This is a genomic window from Erythrobacter sp. NE805 (genome assembly GCF_046452355.1).
Taxonomy (GTDB): domain Bacteria; phylum Pseudomonadota; class Alphaproteobacteria; order Sphingomonadales; family Sphingomonadaceae; genus Erythrobacter.
The window spans coordinates 1076018-1097722 of sequence record NZ_JBKFDI010000001.1; the positions used below are offsets into that span (position 1 = coordinate 1076018).

General features: G+C 70.0%; 19 protein-coding genes. 11 read left to right on the forward strand and 8 right to left on the reverse strand.

Going from position 1 to position 21705, the window contains the following annotated elements; genetic code table 11:
* Positions 1-36: 36 nt before the first annotated feature.
* From ACLBKU_RS04955 to ACLBKU_RS04965, 3 genes are read right to left on the reverse strand one after another with little or no spacing between them, the layout of a single operon-like run.
* Positions 37-594: a GDYXXLXY domain-containing protein gene (locus ACLBKU_RS04955; protein ID WP_410178425.1), complete on the reverse strand. Its 558-nt coding sequence runs from the start codon at positions 592-594 to the stop codon at positions 37-39.
* On the reverse strand, positions 591-1736 hold the full coding sequence (locus tag ACLBKU_RS04960) for a DUF2157 domain-containing protein (protein ID WP_410178426.1): 1146 nt from the start codon (positions 1734-1736) through the stop codon (positions 591-593). The genes ACLBKU_RS04955 and ACLBKU_RS04960 overlap by 4 nt, the downstream gene beginning before the upstream one ends.
* Positions 1737-1784: 48 nt before the next feature.
* Positions 1785-2852: a substrate-binding domain-containing protein gene (locus ACLBKU_RS04965; RefSeq protein ID WP_410178427.1), complete on the reverse strand. Its 1068-nt coding sequence runs from the start codon at positions 2850-2852 to the stop codon at positions 1785-1787.
* Between the two features lie 216 nt (positions 2853-3068).
* Here ACLBKU_RS04965 and ACLBKU_RS04970 point away from each other — a divergent pair, with 216 nt between their 5' ends.
* Positions 3069-4808: a diguanylate cyclase gene (locus ACLBKU_RS04970; protein ID WP_410178428.1), complete on the forward strand. Its 1740-nt coding sequence runs from the start codon at positions 3069-3071 to the stop codon at positions 4806-4808.
* A gap of 34 nt (positions 4809-4842) precedes the next feature.
* Here ACLBKU_RS04970 and ACLBKU_RS04975 read toward each other — a convergent pair whose 3' ends face one another.
* Entirely contained in the window at positions 4843-5235 is a 393-nt protein-coding gene (locus ACLBKU_RS04975) for an acyl-CoA thioesterase (protein WP_410178429.1), read from the reverse strand.
* Between the two features lie 115 nt (positions 5236-5350).
* Positions 5351-7597, reverse strand: a complete 2247-nt coding sequence (locus ACLBKU_RS04980; RefSeq protein WP_410178430.1) for a S9 family peptidase — start codon at positions 7595-7597, stop codon at positions 5351-5353.
* Positions 7598-7701: 104 nt separating this feature from the next.
* Here ACLBKU_RS04980 and ACLBKU_RS04985 point away from each other — a divergent pair, with 104 nt between their 5' ends.
* The 3 genes from ACLBKU_RS04985 to ACLBKU_RS04995 all read left to right on the forward strand — a co-directional run bounded on the left by ACLBKU_RS04985 (position 7702) and on the right by ACLBKU_RS04995 (position 10493).
* Entirely contained in the window at positions 7702-9510 is a 1809-nt protein-coding gene (locus tag ACLBKU_RS04985) for an aminopeptidase P family protein (RefSeq protein WP_410178431.1), read from the forward strand.
* Positions 9511-9693: 183 nt separating this feature from the next.
* Positions 9694-10101: a VOC family protein gene (locus ACLBKU_RS04990; RefSeq protein ID WP_410178432.1), complete on the forward strand. Its 408-nt coding sequence runs from the start codon at positions 9694-9696 to the stop codon at positions 10099-10101.
* Positions 10098-10493 (forward strand): cupin, encoded by a 396-nt coding sequence (locus ACLBKU_RS04995; RefSeq protein ID WP_410178433.1) that lies wholly within the window; start codon positions 10098-10100, stop codon positions 10491-10493. The genes ACLBKU_RS04990 and ACLBKU_RS04995 overlap by 4 nt, the downstream gene beginning before the upstream one ends.
* Before the next feature lie 259 nt (positions 10494-10752).
* Here the strand turns inward: ACLBKU_RS04995 and ACLBKU_RS05000 are convergent, their stop codons facing one another.
* Positions 10753-12339 carry a helicase HerA-like domain-containing protein gene (locus tag ACLBKU_RS05000; protein WP_410178995.1) on the reverse strand — a complete coding sequence of 529 codons (1587 nt, stop codon included), beginning with the start codon at positions 12337-12339 and terminating at the stop codon, positions 10753-10755.
* Positions 12340-12440: 101 nt separating this feature from the next.
* Between ACLBKU_RS05000 and pabB the strand changes: the two genes are divergently transcribed.
* The 5 genes from pabB to ACLBKU_RS05025 all read left to right on the forward strand — a co-directional run bounded on the left by pabB (position 12441) and on the right by ACLBKU_RS05025 (position 16403).
* Positions 12441-14255: an aminodeoxychorismate synthase component I gene (gene pabB / locus ACLBKU_RS05005; protein ID WP_410178434.1), complete on the forward strand. Its 1815-nt coding sequence runs from the start codon at positions 12441-12443 to the stop codon at positions 14253-14255.
* Positions 14252-14911: an RluA family pseudouridine synthase gene (locus ACLBKU_RS05010; RefSeq protein WP_410178435.1), complete on the forward strand. Its 660-nt coding sequence runs from the start codon at positions 14252-14254 to the stop codon at positions 14909-14911. The genes pabB and ACLBKU_RS05010 overlap by 4 nt, the downstream gene beginning before the upstream one ends.
* Positions 14904-15332, forward strand: coding sequence for an alternative ribosome rescue aminoacyl-tRNA hydrolase ArfB (arfB, locus tag ACLBKU_RS05015; RefSeq protein WP_410178436.1), 429 nt, complete (start codon positions 14904-14906; stop codon positions 15330-15332). Before ACLBKU_RS05010 ends, arfB begins: the two co-directional genes overlap by 8 nt.
* Positions 15333-15470: 138 nt before the next feature.
* Positions 15471-15638 carry a 50S ribosomal protein L33 gene (gene rpmG, locus ACLBKU_RS05020; RefSeq protein ID WP_017664380.1) on the forward strand — a complete coding sequence of 56 codons (168 nt, stop codon included), beginning with the start codon at positions 15471-15473 and terminating at the stop codon, positions 15636-15638.
* An 87-nt stretch (positions 15639-15725) separates the two neighbouring features.
* Entirely contained in the window at positions 15726-16403 is a 678-nt protein-coding gene (locus ACLBKU_RS05025) for a LolA family protein (RefSeq protein WP_410178437.1), read from the forward strand.
* Positions 16404-16755: 352 nt separating this feature from the next.
* Here the strand turns inward: ACLBKU_RS05025 and ACLBKU_RS05030 are convergent, their stop codons facing one another.
* A complete protein-coding gene (locus ACLBKU_RS05030; RefSeq protein WP_410178438.1) occupies positions 16756-18162 on the reverse strand; it encodes an alkaline phosphatase in 1407 nt (468 codons plus the stop codon).
* Between the two features lie 133 nt (positions 18163-18295).
* On the opposite strand from ACLBKU_RS05030, the gene ACLBKU_RS05035 reads away from it, so the two are divergent.
* Complete coding sequence (locus ACLBKU_RS05035) at positions 18296-19084, forward strand: exodeoxyribonuclease III (RefSeq protein WP_410178439.1); 789 nt, start codon at positions 18296-18298, stop codon at positions 19082-19084.
* 47 nt (positions 19085-19131) lie between these two features.
* Positions 19132-20151, forward strand: a complete 1020-nt coding sequence (ribA, locus tag ACLBKU_RS05040; protein WP_410178440.1) for a GTP cyclohydrolase II — start codon at positions 19132-19134, stop codon at positions 20149-20151.
* Between the two features lie 518 nt (positions 20152-20669).
* Here the strand turns inward: ribA and ACLBKU_RS05045 are convergent.
* Positions 20670-21620: a right-handed parallel beta-helix repeat-containing protein gene (locus tag ACLBKU_RS05045; protein WP_410178441.1), complete on the reverse strand. Its 951-nt coding sequence runs from the start codon at positions 21618-21620 to the stop codon at positions 20670-20672.
* Between the last annotated feature and the right edge of the window lie 85 nt (positions 21621-21705).

The window sequence follows — 21705 nt, forward strand, 5'->3', positions numbered from 1 at the left end:
CGGGAGGGTCGCGGGGGGCGGCCTTCCCGCCCTTCGTTATTCCGGCGCAGTCATGATCGGCGGCGCGGTGGGCTCGAGCGGATCGGGCGGCGCGTCGCGCTCGGCGATCTCGGCCGGGGTGAGCGGGCGGAAGCGGATGCCGACGGGGGTGAAGCTGCCGTCCTCGCGCTGCCGGATCGTCACGATCCCCCGCTGGTCGCGGTTCTGGAGCTGTTCCTGCAAGGCGGCGGCACGGTCCTGCCCGATGTAGAGACGGCCCCGCGCGAGGGCGCTGATGCCGTAGACCCCGCCCTCGCCCGCCACCACCGGATGCGCACAGGGCTCGCCCGCAGCGATCGCCCGCGCGCGGTCGAGACGCGGCGCGGCGCCCTCGAGGCAGAGACGCTCGGGGAAGGGGAAGCCCTCGTTCGCGATCCCGGGCCAGTCGTAGCTGAACTCGACATAGTGCCCGCGCAGGTAGTCGCGCGGGTCGTAGCCCTGGATCGGCACCTCCCATTCGGTGCCCTGATTGTAGGTCCGGACGCTTGTCGCCCACAGGCTGGCGAGGCCCGCGAGCGGCAGGATCGCGGCGAGGAGGCGTGCGGCGCGGATCATGCCTCGGACTCCTCGCGCGGGGCGAAGCGCTTCGAAACCCGCACCGCGCCCCAGGCGACGCCGAGGATCATGACTCCGGCAAGGATCAGCCCGAAGCCGCTCGTCAGCAGGTCGGCGGCGAGCTCGAAGGAGAGGATCACCAGCCGCACCGCGATCACGCCGATGGCGAGCTGGAACACGCCCCGCCACGAGGCCGCGAGCGCGGCGGCAGCGATCCCGCCCCAGAGTAGGAAGAACAGCAAGGCGGCGGGAACGGTCGCGCCGTCCGCGGCATAGGCGAGCGGCACCGCCAGCCCGGCCCCGGCGATTATCGCGCCCGTCATCCGGCCCGAGACGCCGGGCCGCGCCGGCACCACGCCGAGACCCGCCACCATCATCACCACGCCCCCGAGCAGCAGGCTCGCCCATTCGTTCGCGACCAAGCCTCTGCCGAAACCGTCCCAGCCGGCGACCGCGGTGGCGAGGGACCCGCAGCCGACCGCATAGGCGAGCGCCAGCTGCTCGAGCCGACGCCAGAAATCGGGGCGCAGGCTGCGTTCCCTCGCCCGGGCGGCGAGCGGAGCGAAGGCAACCGGCGCGCTCAGCACGAAGGCGAGCCACAGGTCGCGCGCGAGGTCGTCGGCCCCGCCGAACGGGTCCTGCGCCCCCGCATATTCCCACGCCGTCCACGCCGCACCGCCGACCACCGCCAGCGCGGTCGGCCAGCTCCGGCCGGTGAGCAGCAGCAGCGGGGCGAACAGCACCAGCCACACGGCCAGCGGCTGCCACAGCGGCGAGGAGGTCTGGTAGACCTGCCCGAGGTGCCCGAAGAAGGTGAGGCCCAGCGCGGCGGCGACGAAGGCGAGCGCCTCGACCGCCCAGGGCGAACGCTCGGCGAGGCGCGCCTCGCGGGCGAACAGCGCTCCCACGCTCGCGGCGATCAGCGCGAGGTGGACCGCGAGGCGGACCTCGCCCGGGATGTCCTCCCAGTTGGCGGCGATCACCGACACGAGGCCGAGCCCGATCGCGAGCGCGCCGATCCCCCACACCGCCCACAACAAGAGCGGGCGCGCGTGGGCGGCTTCATGGGCGAGCAGGCGGTCGCGGGTGTCGGCGTCGATCAGGCCGGCTGCGTGCCACTCGGCGATCTTGCGCGAACTCATGGGCCAAGCCTAACGGCCCGCCCCCGGCTTAGCAACGGCCTGTATCGCTTACTTCTTCGCCTCGAGATCGGCCTTGGTGAGCAGCGTCTGGCCCTCGACCTTGGCGGCGTTGGCGGCCATCGTCTCGGGGGGCATGGCGACCATCCCGATGCGGGTCAGCGGGCCGTCCTTGGCCCAGCTCTTGACCCACTCCTTCATGAACGCCTCGAGCCCAGGGATCGCGCGCATGTGCTGCTGCTTGACGTAGACGTAGAGCGGGCGCGCGCCGGGGTACTTGAAGCTCGCGATGTTCTCGTAGTCCGCGGGTACGCCGTTCATCGGCAGGTCCTGGATCTTGTCGAGGTTCTCCTCGAGGTAGGAGAAGCCGAAGATCCCGACCGCCTTGGGGTTGCCGGTGATCTTCTGGACGATCAGGTTGTCCTGCTCGCCCTGGTCGACATAGGCGCCGTCGTCGCGGACCTCGGTGCAGACCTGGGTGTAGGTTTCCTCGTCGCTCTTCTTCAGCGCCTTCATCGCCGGATCGGTGTCGCAGCCGACGTGGAGGATCAGCTCCTTGAGGGCGTCGCGGGTGCCCGAAGTGCTCGGCGGGCCGTAAACGAGGATCGGCTCGGCCGGGAGCGCCGGGTCGACGTCCTTCCAGGTCTTGGCGGTCTGGGGCTTGCCGAAGGGCCGCGCGGCAATCGCCTTGTAGACCGTCTCGGGCGAGAGGTTCAGCATGATCCCCCCCTTGGCCGAGGCGAAGGCGATCCCGTCGAGGCCGACCTGCAGCTCGATGATCTTGTCGACCCCGTTGGCGAGGCAGCCGTCGAACTCGGAGGGCTTCATGCGGCGCGAGGCGTTGACCATGTCGGGGGTGTTGGGCCCGAGGCCGGAGCAGAACAGCTGGATGCCGTTGCCGGTGCCGGTGGATTCGATCAGCGGCGAGCGCATGTCGGGGTTCGAGCGGGCGAAGTTCTCGGCGACCAGCTTGGCGAAGGGGTAGACCGTCGAGGAGCCGACCGCGTGGACCGACTGCGCGCCCGATCCGCCGCCGCTGCCGTCGCAGGCCGAGAGGGTGATCGCGGCGAGCGCGAGGACGGCGCCGGTCTTGAGCGCGGCGGCGAAGCGGAGGGCCATGGCGTTTGTTCCGAAGGGAGTGATGCGAGGGTTGCGCTAGGCGGCAATGATGACACGCAAGTGACACTCGCCGCGCTGCTTTCAAGGGGCGGAAAAGCGGGCAGAATTCCCGCGCTGCCGGGGCGCGTCAAGCGCATGAGAACGCTCGCATTTATCTCCGGAATGGAGGGATTCCGCTTAACAGCATCGTAAGGGGTTACCTGATAGTCCCGCGGCATGGCTCTGCTCCGCCTTCTCGGCCGGGTCGCTTCGGCTCTTGTCCTGCTCGCGCTGCTGGCCGCCCGGCCGGCGGCGGCGGACGAGCGCGTGCTGCCGACTTTCGCCCCGGCCTGCCACGCCGCGACCGAGGCCGCGCGCCCCGAGGCGGCGATGCGCGGCCGCGCCGGCTGGGTGTGCCACAACGGCGACTGGCGCTCGGGCAGCGAGGCGGCGTGGCTGCGCTTCGAGGCCTCGGCCTGGCAGGGCCAGGACCTGCCGCGCCAATTCTTCTCCCGCATCGCGCGCTTCGAGACGATCACCCTGACCGCGATCGACCACGACGGGACGAGGCGCGTCGCCCGCTACGCCGAGGCCGACGCCGAGCCCGTCGCCGCCGGCCCGGTGTTCCGCCTGCCGCTCCCCGAGGTCACCCCCGCGACCGCGCTGGTGCTGGTGCGGATCGAGGCGCCGCACTCGGTCCCGCTGCTCACCGAGGCGCGGCTGACCCGCGACATGGACCACGCCGCCTGGCCACGCATCGAAATCATGCTGCTCGCCTTCGTGATGGGGATGCTGGTCCTGCCGCTGCTGTTCGACGTCAGCTTCTTCCTCGTGCTGCGCGAGCGCTTCGTGGTGCTTCACGCGGGGCTCGTCAGCGCGATGATGGTCTACGTGCTGACCGCCGGGGGCCTCGTCACCGCCTTCGCGCGGCTGCCGCTCGCGGCGATGGCGGTGCTCGGCCCGCTCTCCTACGCGCTGGGCGCGGGGCTGTCGGCGCTGTTCCTCACCGACTTCCTCGAGCGCGGTGCGCAGTCGCCGCTGCTGCGCCGGGTGACGATCGCGATCGCCTGGTTCACGATCATCGTGCCGGGGATCTGCGCGCTCCAGCTCGGCGCCACGCAGCGCTTCGACGACACCGCCTACTTCCTCGCCTTCCTGCCCTTCATCCTCGTCATCACCACCGCGATCCTCGAGGCGGTGATGCGCGGCAGCCGCTCGGCGCGCTTCATCGCGGTCGCCTGGACCCCGATCATCATCGCCTCGGTCGAGCGCCTGCTGCGCGGCTTGGGCGCCCATGTCGGCCCCTCGAGCCTCGACCAGATGCTGTTCGTGGCGCTCGGGATCGAGGTGGTGGTGATCTCGCTCGCGATTGCCGACCGCTTCCTCGCCCTCCGGCGCGAGCGCGACGCGGCGCTGACCGAGGCGAAGATGCTCGAGCAGATCTCGACCCGGGATTCGCTCACCGGGCTGATGAACCGCCGCGCCATCGAGGCGCGCTTCGACGAGCTGCTCGCGCAGGGCTTCGACACCTTCGCGCTGGTCGATCTCGACCGCTTCAAGGCGATCAACGACCTCCACGGCCACCAGGTCGGCGATGCCGCGCTGATCGCCTGCGCGAGCGCGATCCGGGCGAGCGACCGCGACGCGGTGGCGGTGCGGCTGGGCGGCGAGGAGTTCGTGGTGCTGCTGCGCGGCCCTCGCCCGCTCGAGCGCGCCGAGGCGCTGCGCCAGGCGATCCCGATGCGGATCGCCCAGGAGGTCCCCGGGCTCGACCTGCCGGTCACCGCCAGCATGGGCGTGGTCATGCTCGCCGAGGCGGGCCGCCACCGCATGGCCTTCGCCGAGTTCTACGCCCGCGCCGACGCGCTGATGTACGAGGCCAAGGCCGCCGGTCGCAACCGCCTCGCCTACGAGCGCCTCACGGTGTTCAACGCCCCGCCGGAAAGCCGGTCGAAGGGCGAGGAACGCGCGGCTTAGTTTGTCGGTCGCGCTGTGGCGGGAGGTCTGACCCTCACAAGAAAGCCGCCAGCACCTCGGGCCGCACGCGCGCCAGCCGCCCGGTGGCGCGGTCGAGCATGGCCCAGGTGGTCGCGGCGCTGACGAGGCGCTTGCCCGCGGCGTCGGTGAACTCCACCCGGCGGAGCGATGTGGCACCCTGCGCCGGGCCTTCGATCCACGTCGTCGCGGTGACCTCCGCGCCCTCGGACACGTTCCCGCGATAGTCGATCTCGTGCCGCACCACGACCCAGAAGAATGCTGCGCGATCCTCGGGACGGGCGACCGCATCCCAATGCGCGGTCGCCATGTCCTGGATCCACTGCACCCACACGGTGTTGTTGACGTGGCCGAGCTCGTCGATGTGCTGCGGCTCGGCCACGAAGGTGCGGGAGAAGCGGGTTGTCATGGGCAGGCACCCGAGCCGACTGTGCACGGAGCGAGCAGGAGCACGAATGCCGCGAAAGCTAGCGCCGCAAGCACAGCGACGAGCAGCGAAACATCGCGGAGATAATTCCGCTCCTTCACTCGCCCCCGCTCTTGGGCGCCATGCCCATCTGCCACAGGATGAAGGCGAATTCCTCTGCCGTCTCCTTGAGGCTGTTCCAGCGGCCCGACTGCCCGCCGTGGCCCGCGCCCATGTTGGTCTTCAAAAGCAGCAGGTTGTCGTCGGTCTTCAGTTCGCGCAAGCGGGCGACCCACTTGGCGGGCTCCCAGTAGGTCACGCGCGGGTCGTTGAGGCCGGCGGTGACCAGCAGCGGCGGGTAGGCCTTGGCGGTCACCTGGTCATAGGGCGAATAGGACAGCATATAGGCAAAGGCCGCCTTGTCGGTGATCGGATTGCCCCATTCCTGCCACTCGCCAGGGGTGAGGGGGAGCTTCTCGTTGAGCATGGTGTTGACCACGTCGACGAAGGGCACGTGGGCGACCACCGCGCCGTATTGCGCCGGGTCCTGGTTGATCACCGCCCCCATCAGCTCGCCCCCCGCCGAGCCGCCGCTCGCGGTGACCATGCCTTCCGCGGTGTAGCCATTGGCGATCAGGCCGCGCCCCGCATCGACGAAGTCGTTGAAGGTGTTGGTCCGCTCGAACAGCTTGCCCTGGAGATACCAGCGCCGCCCGAGATCGTCGCCGCCGCGGATATGCGCGATCGCATAGGCGAAGCCGCGGTCGACGAGGCTGAGGCGCGAGGTCGAGAAGCCCGGCGGGACGGCATAGCCATAGGCGCCATAGGCATAGAGGTGGAGCGGCCCCGGCCCCTCGATACCCTGCTTCTTCAGGATTTCCGCGCGGTCCTTCCTCATCAGCACGCTGACCGGCACCTGCGTTCCGTCGCGCGCGGTGATCGTCACCCGCTCTGAAACGTAAAGCTTGGGATCGTAGCCGCTCGGGATCTCCTGCGTCTTGAGGGTCTCGAGCTTGCCGGTCTTGACGTCGTAATCGTAGACCGTGCTCGGCGTCACCATCGACTGGTAGGCGAGCCGCAGCTTCGTCATGTCGTATTCGGGGTTGTTCGAGAGGCCGGCGGTGTAGCTCGGCTCGGGGAAGGTGATCGGGGTGATCTTGCCGGGCTCGGCATATTGCCGGAGCTGGATCTGGTCGAGGCCATTGAGGCGCCCCTCGGTGACGAAGAAGTCCTTGAAGAGGTCGAAACCGGTCAGGTAGAACTCGTCCGAGCCCGCGATCACGGTCTGCCACTCGGCCGGCGCTTTCAGCGAGGCCTTGGCGAGCCGGAAGTTGATGTGCTCGTCGTTGGAGAGCACCCACAATTCGCCGTCGCGGACATCGACGCTGTATTCGACGCCCTTCTGGCGCGGCTTGACGAGGATCGGCGCGGCGGTCGGGTCGTTCGCCGGAACGAGGCGCACCTCGCTCGTCTCGTTGTCGCCGGTGGCGATCACCAGCCAGTCCTCCTGCGCGGTCAGCCCGGCGCCCACCGAGAAGCTCTGGTCCTCTTCCTTGTAGAGGGTGACATCCTCGCTCGTTGGGGTGCCGATCACGTGGAGCTTGGTCTCGAGCGTGCGCCACTCCTCGGTCGAGGGGCCGTAGACGAGCGCGGTGTCGCCCTTCACCCAGACGAGGTCGCTGCGCAGGTTCTCGATCACGTCGGGGAGCAGCTCGCCGGTCTGCAAATCCTTGATTCGCGCGGTGTAGCGCTCCGACCCGTTGGTGTCGGTCGAATAGGCGAGATAGCGCCCGTTCTTGCTGATCGAGGCCGCGCCGAGGCGGAAATATTCGAGGCCCTTGGCGAGCTCGTTCTCGTCGATCAGCAGCTGCGCCTCACCCCCCGCGACCGGCTTCCTGTAGTGCTTGCGATACTGCGCGCCCTCCTCGAACTCGGACCAGTAGAGGTAGTCGCCGTCCTTCTGGGGCACGGTCGAATCGTCCTCCTTGATGCGCGCGCGCATCTCGGTGAACAGCGCCTCGGTGAAGGCCGCCTGCCCGCCCATCTTCGCCTCGAAATAGGCGTTCTCGGCCTTGAGGTGGTCGAGCACCTCCGTGTCGTCGACCTTGGGATAGGACTTGTCGTAGAGCCAGTCGTAGGGGTCCTCGACGGTGATACCGTGGACCGAATAGGTGTGCGGCTTCTTCGCGGCGACGGGGGGCTTCGCCGCGGTGGCGGGAGCGGCGGCGGTCGAAGCGGCAGACGTGGTCACTTGTGCGGAATCCTCTCGGGTCTCGGCCACGGCGGGCGCGGCAAAGGTGGTGGCGGCAAAGGTGGTGGCGGCGAGCGCCCAGGCAAGTGCGGTCGTGCTCGTGGGACGGATCATCTGGCGGTGTTCCCCTGGTGGAAAGTGCTTGGCAACAAGCCTATGGTGCCGGTTCTAGACAACCATTCCCGCGCGGCAAGGCCCCGCGCCCAAGGATCGACGCCATGCTGATGCTCACCCACGAAGCCCGCCTTGCCGCCCTGCGCGAGGAATTGAAGCGCCGCGGCCTCGACGGCTTCATCGTCCCGATCTCCGACGAGCACATGAGCGAATATGTCGGCGACTACGCCCAGCGCCTCGCCTGGCTGACCGGGTTCGGCGGCTCGGCCGGGTTCGCGGCGGTGACGCTCACTCACGCGGCGATCTTCGTCGACGGGCGCTACACCGTGCAGGTGCGCGAGCAGGTCGACGGCAACCTTTTCGAATACCGCAGCATCCCCGGCGACACGCTGGCGGGGTGGCTCACCGCGGTGAGCGAGCCGGGCGCACGGATCGCCTACGATCCGTGGCTCCACACCCTCGCCTGGGCCGAGGCGCTGGAGCGGGCGCTGTCCGCGCATGGCCTCGCGCTGGTGGCCGCGGAGGGCAACCCGCTCGACGCCGTCTGGGCCGACCGCCCCGCGCCCTCGCCGGCCGCCGCCACGCCCTATGACGAGGCGCTCGCCGGGCGCTCATCGGCCGACAAGCGCGCGGGCGTCGCCGACTGGCTCGCGAAGGAGGGGCTCGACGCGGTGGTGATCCCGGCGCTCGATTCGGTCGCCTGGCTGCTCAACATCCGCGGGAGCGACGTCGCGCGCACCCCCGTCGCGCTGTCCTATGTGGTCGCCCACAAGGACGGCAGCGCCGAGCTGTTCATCGCCCCCGAGAAGGTCACCCCCGAGCTGACCCGCCACCTCGGCAATGCCGTGACGATCCGGGATCGCGCCGCATTCGAGGGGGCGCTCGGCTGCGCCTTCGCGGGGAAGAAGGTCGCGCTCGACCCCGATTTCGCGGTCGCAGGGATCGCGCTGGCGCTGAAGGCGGGGGGCGCGTCCTTCGCCTTCCGGCAGGACCCGACGATCCTCGCCAAGGCGATCAAGAACCCCGCCGAACAGCAGGGCCACCGCGACGCCCAGGCGCGCGACGGGGCGGCGGTGACGAAGTTCCTGCGCTGGCTCGAGATCAACGCCCCCTCGGGCGAGGTCGACGAGCTCGGCGCCGCGGCGAAGCTCGCCGCCTTCCGCGCCGAGGACGCGGGGCTCGCCGACCTCTCCTTCGACACGATCTCCGCCGCCGCCGGCCACGCCGCGCTGCCGCACTACAAGGTCGACGAGGAGAGCAACATCCCCATCCCGCCCTCCTCGATCTACCTCGTCGATTCGGGCGGCCAGTATCCGGGCGGCACCACCGACATCACCCGCACCGTGTGGGTCGGCCCCGGAGAGCCGACGCAGGAAATGCGCGACCGCAACACCCGCGTCCTCAAGGGCCACATCCAGATCGCCCGCGCGGTCTTCCCGCAAGGCACCGCAGGCGGCCAGCTCGACGTGCTCGCGCGGCAATACCTGTGGGAGGCGGGCGTCGACTACGCCCACGGCACCGGGCACGGGGTCGGCAGCTTCCTTTCGGTCCACGAAGGCCCGCAGCGCATCGCCAAGCCCAATGGCGGGCAGGCCGGCACCGCGGCGGAGCTCCACGCCGGGATGATCCTCTCGAACGAGCCCGGCTACTACAAGCCGGGCGCTTTCGGCATCCGCATCGAGAACCTCGTGCTGGTCGAGGAGCGGGTCATCGCGGGCGGCGAGGGCCGCTACCTCGGCTTCGAGACGCTGACCTTCGTGCCGCTCGACCGCAAACTGATCGACAAGGCGCTCCTCACCGCGGAGGAGATCGCCTGGGTGGACGCCTATCACGCGAAGGTGCGCGAGATCCTGTCGCCGCGGCTGGCGGGCGAGGACCTCGCGTGGCTGGAACGGGAGACGGCGCCGCTTTGACGAAGAGTCCCTCCCCGTCGCGCAGCGATGGGGAGGTGGCAGCGCGGAACGCGCTGACGGAGGGGTAAAGGCGGCTGGGCGCGACCCCTCCGTCACGCGCCTGCGGCAGGCTCCCCGCTTGTTGGAACCCCGATGTTCCTGTAATGTTCTCCAACAGCGATTCGCTCACAAGGGAGGAACATCATGATCGGCTACGTCACCCTCGGCACCAACGACCTGCCGCGCGCGGCGGTGTTCTATGACGCCGTCGCCGCGCATTTCGGGCTCGGGCGGATGATGGAGTTCGAGACCTTCATCGCGTGGGGGCAGTTCGGCGGCGCGCCCGGCATCGCGGCGACCGTGCCCTTCGACGGGCAGGCGGCGAGCGTCGGCAACGGGGTGATGGTCGCGCTCGAGGTCGATGCGCCGGAGAAGGTCCACGCGATCCACGAAACCGCGCTCGCCCACGGCGGCACCTGCGAGGGCCCTCCGGGACCGCGCGGCGACGAGGGCTTCTACGCGGGCTATTTCCGCGATCCGGACGGCAACAAATTGAACGCCTATTGCATGGTCGCGCCCGCGGGCGGCGAGCAGGCGGGTCAAGGGTCGTGAGCGCGGCCCGGCTCGAGGAGCGCTTCATCCATCTCGGCCTCGGGGCAAGGGCGGTCGAGCAGCCGCCCTTCTCCGGGATGGAATGGTACGCAGGCTACGGCGCGCGCCACGGCGACGACGGCGCGGAAGGGCGGCTGGTCTCGCAATACACCTTCACGACAAACTGGGACTCCTGGGAGATGCACCCCGCGGGCGACGAGGTGGTGATCTGCACCGCGGGTTCGCTCGTGCTGGTGCAGGAGTTCCCCGGGGGAGAGCTGGTGAAGACCCCGCTCGCCGCCGGCGAATACGCGATCAACCCGCCCGGCATCTGGCACACCGCCGACGTGTCCGGGAGCGCGACCGCGATCTTCATCACCGCCGGGGAAGGCACGCAGCACAGGCCGCGCTGAGGGCGCCCCCTTCTTCTCCCCTCCCGCTCGCGGGAGGGGCCGGGGGTGGGCGCTTGCCGTCATGCCCGGGCACACGCAGGTGCCGATAAGCAGCCTCGCCAAGCCCGCACTTCACGCGCGGCCCAAACCCGCGCCAGACCCCTCCAGACCCCCTCCAGACCCCCTCCAGACCCGGGTAGCCCCCCTTCAGACCCCCGCGTTCGCGATGTTTCACGTGGAGGCGAATCTCTGCGAAGCGGAGACATCGCCGCCCGAGGCATCAGCGCATCAGCCCGCCGATCAGGTTGCGCACGAACCGCCCGACGATCGGCCCGGCCAGGTCGGTCGCGATCGAGCCGGCCGCCGAGGTCACTCCCGAGGCGATCGGGTTGGCCCGGCTCTTCTTGCCGAGGACCTTGGAGGCGGCCATCCCCGCCGCCCCGCCGAGCGCGACTTTCGCCCCTGTCGTCAAGGCCTTGCCCCACAGATTCGGGCTCTTCCTCGCCTGCCCGCGGACCGCCTCCTCGCCGTCGGCCGCGACCTCCTCGGCGGTGGCGGCGGCATCGGCGGCCTTGGCGGCGAGCACCTCGGCGGCGCTCTCCCGGTCGACGCGCGTGTCGTACTTGCCGGCGAGCGGGCTGACCGACTGGATTATCGCGCGTTCCTTGGCATCCACCGGCCCCAGCCGCGAGCGCGGGGGGACGATCAGCGTCCGCTCGACCACCGTCGGCGCCCCCTCCTCGTCGAGGGTCGAGACAAGCGCCTCCCCGACCCTGAGCTCGGTGATCGCGGTCTCGATGTCGAGCTTCGGATTGACCCGGAAGGTCTCCGCCGCCGCCTTGATCGCCCGCTGGTCGCGCGGGGTGAAGGCCCTGAGGGAGTGCTGCACCCTGTTGCCGAGCTGGCCGGCGACCTTCTCCGGGATGTCGATGGGGTTCTGGGTGATGAAGTAGACCCCGACGCCCTTCGAGCGGATCAGCCGGACGACCTGCTCGATGGTGTCCATGAGTGCGTCCGGGGCCTCGTCGAAGAGCAGGTGCGCCTCGTCGAAGAAGAACACCAGCCGCGGCTTTTCCGGGTCGCCGACCTCGGGAAGGGTTTCAAAGAGTTCCGCCAAAAGCCACAGGAGGAAGGTGGCGTAGAGCTTGGGGCTGCGCATCAGCCGGTCGGCGGCGAGCACGTTGACGATCCCGCGGCCCTGCTCGTCGACCCGCAGGAAATCGTCGATCTCGAGGGCCGGCTCGCCGAAGAAATGGTCCGCTCCCTGCGCCTCAAAGGAGAGGAGCTGGCGCTGGATCGAGCCCACCGAGGGCTTGGTGACGTTGCCGTACTTGCCTGACAATTCGGCGGAATTCTCGTTCGCCCAGGCGAGCAGCGCGGCGAGGTCGGCGAAGTCCAGCAGCAGCAGCCCGTTCTCGTCGGCATGGCGGAAGACGATCTGGAGCACCCCCTCCTGCGTCTCGTTGAGGTCGAGCAGGCGCGACAGCAGCAGCGGGCCCATCTCCGAGACGGTGGTGCGGATCGGGTGGCCCTGTTCGCCGTAAAGATCCCAGAAGATCACCGGATTGTCGCGATAGGCATAGTCGGTGACGCCGAGCTCCTTCGCCCGCGCCTCGAGCTTGTCGGCGTGCTTGAAGGTCGGCGAGCCGGGCATGGCGATGCCCGACAGGTCGCCCTTCACGTCGGCGACGAAGACGGGGACGCCGGCGGCCGAGAAGCTCTCGGCAATGCCTTGCAAGGTCACGGTTTTCCCGGTCCCGGTCGCGCCTGCGATCAGTCCGTGGCGATTGGCGCGCGAGAGCAGCAGCGCCTGCCGCGAGCCGTCCGCGCCCAGCCCCAGGAAGATCTCGCCCGCGCCCTCGGCCATCACCTGCACCCCTCTTTCGAACACTGCGCGAGATGTGCAGGGCGGGCGCACGGCGGTCAAGTTCTCGACAGCGGCGCGGTTTTTGGCCAAGGCTGGCGCGCATGGGAGTGTCAGCGCCGTTCGTCCTGCTCGATGATGCCCGCGCCGGGGATGGGGCGGCCGATGCGCTGCTCTACGAGGCCCCGCGCGCGCTGTTCGTCGCGCACCGGCCGGAGGAGGTCGAGGGGGCGCTCGCGGCGGCCGAGGCGGCGCGGCGGGCCGAGGGTGGATCGCTCGCGGGGACGATCGCCTACGAGGCGGGGCTGGCGCTCGAGCCGAAGCTGGCGGGCCTCGCGGCGGGGCGCAGCGGCGCGGCCGGTCCGCTGGTGTGGCTCGGGTTGTTCGATGCCCCGCGCCGGATCGCCGCCGCCGAGGTGCCGGGCTGGCTCGCCGACAGGGCCGGGGGTGCGGGCACGCTGGGCCCGATGGAGCCGCAGCTCTCGCCCGGCGGCTACGCGGTCGCCTTCGCTGCCCTGCGCGAGGCGATCCACGCCGGCGACATCTACCAGGCGAACCTCACCTATCCGCTCGCCGGCTCGTTCCGCGGCGATCCGGTCGGGCTCTACGCCGCCCTGCGCGACGGGGCGCGGGCGGGCTATGGCGGGCTGATCTTCGACGGGGCGCACTGGCTCCTGAGCTTCTCGCCCGAGCTGTTCGTCGCGCTCTCCGGGCGCGAGGCCAAGGTCAAGCCGATGAAGGGCACGCGTCCCCGTGCCGCCGATCCCGCGGTGGATCGCGCGTGGGCCGAGGAGCTCGCGACCTCGGTCAAGGACCGCGCCGAGAACCTGATGATCGTCGACCTGATGAGGAACGACCTGTCACGCGTCGCCGAGCCCGGCAGCGTCCATGTCGATGCGCCCTTCGCGGTCGAGAGCTATCCGACCGTGCACCAGATGGTCTCGACGGTGCGCGCCCGCCTTGCCGAGGGGCAGGGCGCGATGGAGCTGGTGCGCGCGCTGTTCCCCTGCGGCTCGATCACCGGCGCGCCGAAGATCCGGGCGATGGAGCTCCTCGCCGAGATCGAACGCGACGCGCGCGGGCCCTATTGCGGCGCGATCGGCCGGATCGACGCGGAAGGCAACGCGGCCTTCAACGTCGCGATCCGCACCCTGCGCCTCACCCCCGTCGAGAACGGACAGGGGACCGCGGTGCTCGGGATCGGCTCGGCGATCGTCGCCGACAGCGAGCCGATGGCGGAACGCCGCGAGTGCGAGGTCAAGGCCGGCTTCCTGCGCCGCGCGGCGCCGGGGCTGACGGCGCCGCAATGCGACCTCATCGAGACGATGCGCTTCGAGCCCGAGGCCGGGATTGCGCTGCTCGAGGAGCACCTTGCCCGGATGAAGGCGAGCGCGGCGGCGCTCGGCTTCGCCTTCGATCGCCACGCGCTCAGGAACCAGATCCAGGCGCTGTGCTTCGAGCTCGACGCGCCCGCCAAGGTGCGCCTGCTGGTGGCGCGCAGCGGGGCGAGCGCGCTCGAAACCGCGCCGCTCCCCGCGCCCGCCAGCGAGCCCTTGCGCGTGGCGGCGCTGCCCCATCCGCTCGACCCGTCCGACTGGCGGCTCGCCCACAAGACCTCCGACCGCGGCTTCTACGAGGAGGCCGCGGCGGCGGCGCGAACGCTCGGGGCAGAAGAAGCGCTGCTGGTGCGCGCCGACGGGCTGATCACCGAGGGGAGCTACACCAACCTCTTCGCCCAAGGCCCGGACGGCGTGCTGCTCACCCCGCCGGTGAGCCTCGGTCTGCTCCCCGGCGTGCTGCGCGGGAGCTTGATCGCGCAGGGGAGAGCGCGCGAGGCGGAGCTGACGCTCGACGATCTGGCGCAGGGCTTCTGGCTCGGCAACGCGGTGCGCGGGCTGGTGCGTGCGGTGCTGGTGTGATCCCCCCCATCCTCTACGAAGACGGCGAGGCGCTGGTCATCGACAAGCCCGCGGGCCTGCCGGTCGACCGCCCGCGCAAGGGCGGGGCAAGCCTGGAGGATCACCTCGAGCGGCTGAAGCTCGGCTTCCAGCGCCCGCCGGTCGCGGTGCACCGGCTCGACACCGACACCTCCGGCTGCCTCCTGCTCGCGCGCAACCCCAAGGCGCTCGCCCGCTTCAACCGCGCCTTCGAGGAGCGGCTGGTGGGCAAGACCTATCTCGCGATCCTCGCCGGGCGTCCGCCGGGGACCTCGGGGACGATCGCGCTCGCACTCGCCAAGATCAGCTCGGCCGAGAAGGGCTGGCGGATGATCGCGGCGAAGAAGGGCAAGCCCGCTGTCTCGCACTGGGAGCTGGTGGAGGAGCTGGGCCCGCACAGCCTGATCCGCTTCCGCCCCGAGACCGGGCGGACGCACCAGTTGCGGGTCCACGCGCTCAAGGGGCTGGGGGCGCCGCTGCTCGGCGATCCGGTCTATGGCGCGGGGCCGGCCCAGGGCGCCCGGCGGACGATGCTCCATGCCGAGAGTCTCACCGTCGCCCGCCCCGGCAAGACCGCCATCGAGGCGCGCGCTCCGCTGCCGGCAGACTTCGTCGCATTCGGGGCGAACGATGGATGAGGATGCGCCCGAACCGCTGACCTCCCGCGCCCTGCGGCTCGCCAGCGAGAGCTTTCTCGCGGGCTCGGGGCCGGGCGGGCAGAACGCGAACAAGGTCGCGACCGAGGTCGAGCTGAGGGTCAACATCTTTGCCCTGCGCCTCGCCCCGCCGGTGTTCGCGCGGCTGAGGAAACTCGCGGGCGGGAAGCTCGCGGGGAACGGCGACCTGATCGTCACCTCGAAAGCCCACCGCACGCAGGAGGCGAACCGCCAGGATGCGCGCGACAAGCTCTCCGCCCTGCTCGAGGAGGCCCAGACCGAGCCCAAGCGGCGCGCCAAGACCCGCCTCAACCGGGTCGGCAAGACCGAGCGCCTCAAGGTCAAGAAGGCGCGCGGCACCGTCAAGGCGAACCGCGGCAAGCCTCGCGCGGGGGACTGGTGAGCCGCCTTGACTTTTCCCCGTGAATCGGCGAGAGGCGCGCCCGTGTGCGGTGTGCCGGCAAGTCCGGGCGCGCCGCGTTTGTTTTTTGACGCCCGCTACAACGCATCCGTGGGCCGACCCAGTTGACAGGAAACCGCCATGGCGAAGCCCACCACCGTCAAGATCCGCCTCGTCTCGAGCGAGGGCACCGGCTTCTTCTACGTGACCAAGAAGAACCCGCGCAACATCACCGAGAAGATGAGCTTCCGCAAGTATGACCCCGTCGCGCGCAAGCACGTCGAGTTCAAGGAAGCCAAGATCAAGTAAGATCGGCTCGGCGCGAGGCGCCCCCGACGGGCGGCCCGGCACGATAATTCATCGACAGTTCAAGCCCTCGGCCCTAGGCGCGTCGGCATGATCAAGCACATCTCCCCCGCCCGCACCCTGGTGCTGGGCCTCGGAGCCGGCGCGCTCGCGCTCGGCCTTGCCCCCGGAAATTCCGTCTCGCTGACCCCGCCCGCGGCCGCCCAGAGCACCGCCCAAGCGGGCGAGCTCGACCGCGTGGTCGGCGCGCTGCGAGCGATCTCGACGATGAAGGCGGACTTCACCCAGACCGACCGCCAGGGCCGCACCCTGCGCGGGACGATGACCTTGAAGCGCCCCGGCAAGATCCGCTTCGACTACGGCAAGGACGCGAACTTTCTCGTCGTCTCGAACGGCAAGTCGCTCTACGTGATCGATTACGAGGTCGCCCAGGTCGAGCGCTGGCCGATCGGCAACTCGCCGCTGGGCGCGCTGTTCGATCCGGACAAGGACGTGAAGCGCTTCGGCAAGCTGGTGAAGACCAGCGACCCCAATGTGCTGAGCGTCGAGGTGCGCGATCCCAAGAAGCCCGAATTCGGGATGATCACGCTGATCTTCGTGAAGAACGCCGCCGCGCCGGGAGGATTGCAGCTCACCCATTGGGTCGCGCTCGATGCGCAGAACAACCGCACCCGGGTCCAGCTCTCGAACCAAAAATACGGCGTCGCGGTCGCCGACAGCGCCTTCACCTTCAAGGATCCGCGCCGCACGGCCCGTCGCCCGGGGTGAACGGGTCGCGGATCAGCGGTTGTAGGAAAGCGACAGAAAAAGGTTTGCGTTCATCTGGCCGAAAGGCGCGCTGGGCTATCCAGTGTGAACAAGGCGGGCCGAAGGGAGGTTTCCCCCCTGTTGCCCACCCTTCGAAAGGGCCGGCCTTGTACAAGCGTGACGAACGCTCCATGGAACCCTCGACCCACCGCCCCCGGGTCGAGGGTTTTTTGTTTCTTGTTTGCTTGTTTGGCCCTCAAGCGCCGGGCGCGGCCCATCCGGGCCGCTTGGCTGTCCTCGCATAAGGTCGGGCGGCCGTTCGGCCTTGCGGTCGCTGCGCGACCGAATCAGAGTGCCCGCGCCAGCTTTGCCCTCACTTCTTCCAGCCGAGCGCCTCGGTCATGATCGTGTAGATCATGTTCTGCTCGATCACCCCGTGCGCGCGCGCGGCACCCGGGCCGGTGGCGAAGAGCGCGACATCCTCGCCGCCGTGCGTCTCCGCGCCGGTCGGGACGAGCGATTGCTGCCGCGCCTCGAGACCGGTCTCGGGCACAGGCCGCTCGCCCTTCACCGCGCCGGGGCCGTTGGCATAGCCGAGCGTCGTGTAGGGCTTGCCGTCGAGCGCCGGAGTCGGGTCGCCCTCCTTCAGGGCCCCCGCGTGGTCGCCGTCGCCGCCGCCCGGCGGGGGGACGACCAGCCCGAGGATCGGGTTGCCGCGCACCGGGTAGCCCGCGATCGTGAAGACGTGGCTGTGATCGGCGGTGACGAGAATCAGCGTCTCCTTCGGATCGGTGTGGTCGACCGCGTATTGCACGGCCTTCGCGAATTCGACCGCCTCCTCGAGCGCATAGCCCGCGCGGCCCTCGTGATGCGCATGGTCGATCCGCCCGCCCTCGACCATCAGGTAGTAGCCGTCCCGGTCGCCCTTGAGCCGCTCGATCGCCTGCGCGGTCATGTCGGTGAGGGTCGGTTCGGCGGGGTTGCGCTTGGGGTCGGCCATGTAGCCGAGATGGCTCGGGTTGAAGAGCCCGAGCACCGGCCGGTTCTTGGGCGCGGCGGCGAGGGAGGCGGCGTCCTTGACGACCACGCCGCCGGTCCGCGCCGCCCACGCGGCGGGAAGATCCGCCGCCGGATCGGCGCGCCGTCCGCCGCCGTTCTTGCCGTAGAACATCCCCGTCCCGCCACCCAGCGCAACGTCGAACTGCGCCTCGGCGAGCTGGAGCGCGATGTCCTTGCAGCCCTGGCCCTGCTGGGCGGCCGGGATGTTGGTGTCACTCTCCCAGTCGCGGTCGGCGATGTGGGCGTAGACGGCGGCGGGGGTGGCGTGGGTGATGCGCGTGGTGGTGACGATCCCGACCGCGAGCCCGCGCTTCTTCGCCTCCTCGCCCATCGTCGGCAGCTGGTGCGCGAGCGCCTCGCTGCACACGCCGCGCGTCGCCTCGGGACCGATCCCGAGCACGCCGATGCGGGTCTTCACCCCGGTGTTGATCGCGGAGGCCGTCCCCGCGCTGTCGGGCACCTGGGCGTTGGTGTTGTAGGTCTTGACCAGCGCGACCTGCGGGAATTTCTCGAAGCTGAGCTGGTTCTCCTCGCCCGTCTCCCCGCGCTTCTGGCCCTCGTAGATGCGCGCCGCGGTGATGGTCGAGATGCCCATGCCGTCGCCGATGAACAGGATGACGTTCTTCGCTTTCGGCTCGGCCGGGGGGCGCTTCTCCTTGGCGAGCGCGGGGGCGGCGGCGGTGCTGGCGAGCAGCAGGGCGGCGAGGATCGTGCGGGTCATGGCGGGTCTCTCCCAAGCAGTCGCCCGGCTCTATCGCGCGCTCATGCGACATGAAAGTGAAAGCTGGAGAGTCCTTGCTGTCCTATCGCTTCGCTACTTGAGGACGGGGGCCGGCTACCCTAAGTCCCGCCCCATGCTCACCGTCGCCACCTGGAACATCAACTCCGCGCGCCTGCGCGTCGGGCTGATCGAGAAGCTCCTCACCGAGGCCTCGCCCGACATCCTGTGCCTCCAGGAGATCAAGTGCGAGAGCCACCTCTTCCCCGCCGAGGCGCTGGCGAACCTCGGCTACGTCCACCAGGCGGTGAGCGGGCAGAAGGGCTACCACGGCGTCGCCACCGTCAGCCGCGTGCCGATCCGCGAGCTCGCCCGCCACGACTGGCAGGACAATGGCGAGGCGCGGCACATCGGGGTCGAGGTGATCGGCAAGGACCTCGTCGTCGAGAACGTCTACGTCCCCGCCGGCGGCGACGTGCCCGACCGCGAAGTGAACCCCAAGTTCGGCCAGAAGCTCGATTTCCTCGGCAGGATGACGAAGTGGGCCGACACGCTCGACCGCCCCACGCTGATCGTCGGCGACTTCAACATCGCCCCGCTCGAAAGCGACGTGTGGAGCCACAAGCAGCTCCTCAAGGTCGTCAGCCACACGCCGATCGAGGTCGAGACGCTGGGCAGGTTCCGCGACGCGCACGGCTGGGTCGACATCGGCCGCGAGCACGTGCCGCATCCGGGGCGCTACTATTCCTGGTGGAGCTATCGCAATCCGGGGTGGAAGGAGAACGACAAGGGCCGCCGGCTCGACCACATGTGGGCCTCGCCCGAACTGGCGAAGCAGGCGACCGGGCACCGCGTGCTGGAGGAGGCGCGCGCGTGGGACCAGCCCTCGGACCACGTCCCGCTGATCACGGAGCTCGACCTCTGAATTCGGGCCCCTCTCCCGCCCGCCGCGCCGCGCAGGCGGTCGACGGCTTGCGCCACGGCTGGCCGCTGGCCTTCGCGGGCGGACCCACGCTGCTCCCGGTCGAGACCGCCATCGCGCAAGGGGCGAGTGCGCCGCAGATGCTGATCTCCGCCGCGCGCGCCGCCACCCTGAAGCTGGCGAACCAGCGCGAGGCCGCCGTCCCGCACGCGCCGGTCCTCATCGCCGGGGGCGAGGACTTTACCCTGCGCGACGCCCTGCCGATCGCCGATCCGGCGCTCGACCTCGGCAATCCGCTCAAGGGCCCGTTCAAGGCGGTGCCTTGCGACTGGGCCGAGACCGCCGCCGCCGCGCTCGAACTGGCGCGGATCGCGGGCATCCTTCCGGCCTTCCTCGTCGATCCCGTCGAAGCGGGCGAGGCAGTGCCGATCTCCAGCGACGACCTCGCCGCCTATGCCGATGCCGGTCAGTTGCGGATCGTCACCCGCGCGCGCCTTCCCGTCGCCGCCTGCGAGGACGCCGAGATCGTCGCCTTCCGCTCCAACGCCGACCTGCGCGAGCATGTCGCGCTCGTCATCGGCAGGCAGTCGGGCGACCGCCAGCCGCTCGTGAGGCTCCATTCCGAATGCCTCACCGGCGATATCCTCGGCAGCCTCAAGTGCGACTGCGGCCCGCAACTCGACGCCGCGCTCCACGCGATGGCTGCCGAGGCGCGCGATAGCGGCGGATGGGGCGTGCTCCTCTACATGCGGCAGGAGGGGCGCGGGATCGGCCTCGTCAACAAGCTGCGCGCCTATCGCCTCCAGGACCAGGGCTTCGACACGGTCGAGGCCAACCAGCGCCTCGGCCTCCCCGACGAGGCGCGCGACTTCCCGGTGGCGGCGCGGATGCTCGCGCTGCTGGGGTCGACGACCATCCGCCTCCTCACCAACAACCCCGCCAAGGTGCGCGCGCTCGAGGCGGCGGGGATTACCGTGAGCGAGCGGGTCCCGCACCAGCTCCCCGAGAACCCCCACAACGCGCGCTATCTGGCGACGAAGCGCGACCGCTCGGGGCACCTGCTGATCTGAGGACCGTCTCGGCCACCGGCCTCGAAGCGATCGACTTCTCTTCGTCGCCCCGGACAAAGCGGACACCCTGTCCGCTATGCGCGAGCGGGCATTCAGACCAAATTACAAGATGATAATTCGCCTCCCGCCAAGCGGACGGACAGCGTGGTGCGGCGCGAAATCACGCCTCGGTCACTCACCGGCCTCGCAGGCCGGGCAGAACGATGAGAAGGAACCGGCAGCAAGGCTATCAGCGACATCTGACGTAGGAAACGGAGACGGAAAAGTCCGCATTCGTGGCCGGAGCGCGAGAACCTGCCAGTCTGGAAGCGACCCCGGAGCGGACATCGCACGGGCCCACCCCCAGCCCCTCCCGCAGGCGGGAGGGGAGCGAGACTTAGCGCGCCGTAGGTGCGCTTAGTCGCAGCGGGGTGGGCATGAGGGAGCGTCCGGAAACCACCCACTTGCCGACACCAGCGCAGCAGGCCGGCATCCCCGCGACCGGACATCCGGCCCGCCTCTCCGGCAGGCCGCCAGCCTCAGCGCGTCTCGTACTGCTTGATCCCCGCCGCGATGCGGTTGCCCTGCATCACCACCCGCGAGGCGGTCCAGTCGGCGAGGAACACGCTGCTGCGGGTGAGGCCGGGGACGAAGCGGGCCTCGTTGTTCTCGACCCTGAGGCCGTCCGAGGAGTGCAGCAGGTCCTCCGCGCCCAGCGCGATGAAGGCCGAGTGGTTCTCCTTGTCGGCGCCCTGGACGAACCAGTTGCCCGCGATCCGGCCGATGCTTCCCGCGGGCAGGTCGATCATGTAGTTGGTCGCGCGGCCGTTCGCGTCGTCGAAGCTGTTGCCCTCGATCACCACCTCGGCGCTCCGCGCCTTGACGTAGTGCCCGCCCATGCCGCGCTCGAAGCGGCTCTCGCGCACGGTCAGCGAGCCGTAGTTGCCGATGTAGATCGAATGCGCGCAGCCGGCCGAGTTCTCGCAGGTGCCGAGCCCCGAGAAGGTCGAGCGGATGATGAAGATGCGGCTCGACGGGTCGTCGGCGGTGAGGATGCCCTGCTCGCTGTTCTGGAAGCGCGCATGGGCGACGTTGAGCGCCCCCTTCTCGAGCCGGATGCCCGCCCCGTTGCCGTCGGGCACCTTGATGTTGCTGAAGGTGATTCCGCGAATCTCGGCGCCGATCCCGCGCAGGACGAAGGCCGCCTTGCCCTCGCAGGCGCGCGCCATGAAGGTCACGCTGCCGGGCTCGGCCGCCTCGTAGATGATCACCCCCTGCTCCTGCACCGCGCACTGGCGGTAAGTGCCCGGCGCGATGCGGATCGTGGCGCGGGCATTGCCGACCGCGTTCACCGCCTCCTGGAGGGTCGCGAACCTCTGCCCCGTCTCGGCAATCGTGAAGGCGTCGGGCACGGGCTGCGCCTGGACGACGGCGAGCGGCAGGGCGAGCGCGACGGCAAGGGCGAACGCGCGGGGGACGATCTTGGGCATGGGGCGATGATATCATGTGCGGCCCCGGTAACCATCGGATGCGAAGGGGGTGTGCCCATTTGGCACTTGGCGTCGGGGGCCGGGC